This is a genomic window from Pseudomonas sp. (genome assembly GCF_035277045.1).
GTDB lineage: Bacteria > Pseudomonadota > Gammaproteobacteria > Pseudomonadales > Pseudomonadaceae > Aquipseudomonas.
This window is the reverse complement of the sequence record NZ_DATELE010000255.1, coordinates 1-3430: the sequence shown is the minus strand read 5'-3', so window position 1 is coordinate 3430 and position 3430 is coordinate 1. Positions and strand designations below refer to the sequence as shown.

Below are 3430 nucleotides of genomic sequence, written 5' to 3'. Positions count from 1 at the left end.
CTGCTCTCGGCGAAGAACATCGTGCCGGTGAACTGGGCCAAGGGCATCGACATGAAGACCGGCCGGCCGATCGTCGACGACGAAGCCGCGGCCTACTGGAAAGACGGCAAGCGCAAACTGGTGACCCCGGCGTTCTGGGGCGCCCATGACTGGCACCCGATGTCCTACAACCCGAAGACCGGGCTGGTGTATATCCCGGCGCACATCATGTCAGCCTATTACGAGCACATTCCCGACGCACCGAAGCGTAATCCGTTCAAGAGCGTGTACCAGCTCGGCATGAAGACCGGGATGATGCCCGAAGGCGCGGACGGGTTGCTGGAGATGGCCAAGACCTGGTCCGGCAAGCTGATCGCCTGGGACCCGGTCAAGCAGGCGCCGGCCTGGGAGGTGCCGTACATCACCATCTTCAACGGCGGCACGCTGAGTACCGCGGGCAACCTGGTATTCGAAGGCAGCGCCGACGGTCGGGTGATCGCCTACGCCGCCGACACCGGCAACAAGCTGTGGGAGCAACCCGCGGCCAGTGGCGTGATGGCGGCACCGGTGACCTACTCGGTGGATGGCGAACAGTACGTGACCTTCATGGCGGGCTGGGGCGGGGCCTTCTCGACGTTTGCCGGGGCCCTGTCGCTGCGTGCCGGGGTCCAGCCGTTCTCCCAGGTGCTGACCTACAAGCTGGGCGGCACGGCGCCGCTGCGTGAACCGCCACCGCCGGCCGACGCCCCTGAGCCGCCCGCCCTGACCGCCGATGCGGCGACCGTTGCCGCGGGTGCCGCGCTGTACGACGGTAACTGCTCGCAATGCCACGGCATCCATGCCGTCAGCGGTGGTGTGCTGCCTGACCTGCGCAAGCTCACCGCCGACAAGCACGGCATGTTCCTGGGCATTCTCTACGGTGGCCGCGTGCCGGACGGCATGCCCTCGTTCGCCGACGCGCTCAAGCCCGAGCAGGTCGAGCAGGTGCACCAGTACCTGATCAAGCGCGCCCACGACCTCAAGCGTGAGGGCGATGCCTGGCAGCAGTTCAGCGCCAGACCCGTTGCAAGCAAAGTCTCCCAGCCACTGGCCGACAACGATTCCAAGGAGTGACATACCATGCAAGACGCCCCCTATCAGAACTACATCGACAGCGCTTTCATCGGCACCGACGCGCACGTGAAGGTATTCAACCCCGCCAACGGCGAGCTGCTCGGTCATGTGCCGGAATCGACGCCGGACCAGGTCGATCAGGCCATCGCCGCCGCCCGCCGTGCGCAGAAGGGCTGGGCCGCGAGGCCAGCCATCGAGCGCGCCGGCCACCTGCGCCAGATCGCGGCCAAGGTGCGCGGCAATGCCGCGCGGCTGGCGCGCATCATCACGGCCGAGCAGGGCAAGGTGCCGGCGCTGGCCGAGGTCGAGGTCAATTTCACGGCCGACTACCTGGACTACATGGCCGAGTGGGCTCGACGCCTTGAGGGCGAAGTGCTGACCAGCGACCGCGCCAACGAGCACATCTTCCTGCTGCGCAAGCCGTTGGGCGTGGTGGCCGGCATCCTGCCGTGGAACTTCCCGTTCTTTCTCATCGCCCGCAAGATGGCGCCGGCCTTGCTCACCGGCAACACCATCGTGATCAAGCCCAGCGAGGAAACCCCGATCAACTGCTTCGAGTTCGCGCGCCTGGTGGCCGAGACCGACCTGCCCAAAGGGGTGTTCAACGTGGTTGGCGGCCAGGGCGGCACTGTGGGTCATGGCCTGAGCAGCAGCGCCGGGATCGACCTGGTGAGCTTCACCGGCAGCGTGGCCACGGGCGCGCGGATCATGGCCGCGGCTGCGCCGAACATCACCAAGCTCAACCTGGAGCTGGGCGGCAAGGCCCCGGCCATCGTCCTTGCCGATGCCGACCTCGACCTCGCGGTCCGGGCCATCACGGCCTCGCGGGTGATCAACACCGGGCAGGTGTGCAACTGCGCCGAGCGGGTGTATGTGGAGCGCAAGGTTGCCGACGCATTCATCGACAAGGTGGCCCAGGCCATGGCCGCCACCCGCTATGGCGATCCGCTCAGGCAGGCGGACCTGGACATGGGCCCGCTGATCAACCAGGCCGGCCTGGACAAGGTCGCGCAGATGGTGCGCACGGCGCGGGAGCAGGGCGCGCAGGTGGTGACCGGTGGGCAGGTGGCGGACCTGGGAGCGGGTTTCCATTACCAGCCGACGGTGCTGGCGGGCTGTTCGGGGGACATGGAGATCATGCGCAAGGAAATCTTCGGGCCCGTGTTGCCGATCCAGGTGGTGGAGGATATCGACCAGGCGATCGCGCTGGCCAATGACAGCGAATATGGGCTGACCTCGTCGATCTACACCCGCGACCTGAATGCCGCGCTCAAGGCCAGCCGCGAGATCGACTTTGGCGAGACCTATATCAACCGCGAAAACTTCGAGGCCATGCAGGGGTATCACGCCGGGACCCGCAAGTCCGGCATTGGCGGAGCGGACGGGAAGCATGGGTTGTATGAGTACACGCATACGCAGGTGGTGTACATACAGGGCTGATCTCGCAGCATAGGGCCTGTCATGGCGCATGGAATCTCCCACCGGTAGAGCCGCGCAGTCTCGTCACCCCGCCAGATTCGGCGACACGATGCCGTGGCGCTTCATCTTCCGGTACAGGGTCGAGCGCGAGATGCCCACAGCCTCGGCGGCAGCGCTGATATTCCAGCGCTGCTCCCGCAAGATCTTCACCAGGTGCCGTGCCTCGGCATCATCAAGCTGCTGCTCCAGCCTTTCGCTCGTCACCTCTACCACAGGCGCCGCCGTCTCGACTGGCGTCACCAGCTCCACCGGCAAGCAATCCAGCTCCACCAAGCCGTCTTCCGCCAGCGCCGCGGCGTAACGCAGGCAGTTGATCAACTGCCGCACGTTACCCGGCCAGCGCTGCGCCAGCAGGCACCGATGGGCCTGTGGGCTGAGCCGCAATGTCCGCCCACCCGGCTGGCCGGCCAATACCTGCTCGATCAGCTCGGCCAGGTCGCCGCGCGCGCGCAAAGGCGGCAGCGACAGGTGCATCCCGCTCAACCGGTAATACAGGTCTTCGCGGAAGCGCTTCTCGCGGATCATCCCCGCCAGGTCCTGGTGAGTGGCGGACACCACCTGGATATCCAGCGTCACGGGGAGGGTGGCGCCTAGCGGGACCAGTTCCCGCTCCGCCAGCACCCGCAGCAGGCGGGTTTGCAGATGGGCCGGCATGTCGCCGATCTCGTCGAGAAACAACGTGCCACCGTTGGCCTGCGCCAGCTTGCCTGTCATGCCCTTGCGGTTGGCACCGGTGAAACTGCCGCTGTGGTAGCCGAACAGCTCGCTCTCGATCAGCGATTCGGGAATCGCCGCGCAGTTGAGCGCAACGAAGGGCATCGCGGCCCGGTCGCTGGCCAGGTGTAACGCACGCGCGAAC

3 protein-coding genes are annotated in these 3430 nt (G+C 66.4%); 2 read left to right on the top strand and 1 reads right to left on the bottom strand.

Annotated features, from left to right (window positions below):
• Together VJS90_RS14255 and aldA are read left to right on the top strand one after the other, a co-directional pair.
• On the top strand, positions 1-1092 hold a 1092-nt coding region (locus VJS90_RS14255), incomplete at its 5' end, for a c-type cytochrome (RefSeq protein WP_324122291.1).
• A 6-nt stretch (positions 1093-1098) separates the two neighbouring features.
• Positions 1099-2532 (top strand): aldehyde dehydrogenase, encoded by a 1434-nt coding sequence (gene aldA, locus VJS90_RS14250; RefSeq protein ID WP_324122290.1) that lies wholly within the window; start codon positions 1099-1101, stop codon positions 2530-2532.
• Between the two features lie 63 nt (positions 2533-2595).
• Here the strand turns inward: aldA and VJS90_RS14245 are convergent.
• Positions 2596-3430: sigma 54-interacting transcriptional regulator (locus tag VJS90_RS14245; protein WP_324122289.1), on the bottom strand; the 835-nt coding region annotated here is incomplete at its 5' end.

What these genes read in the sequence shown, in the direction of transcription:
- aldA (WP_324122290.1), top strand. Translation starts at nt 1,099, where the DNA reads ATGCAAGACGCCCCCTATCAGAACTACATCGACAGCGCTTTCATCGGC.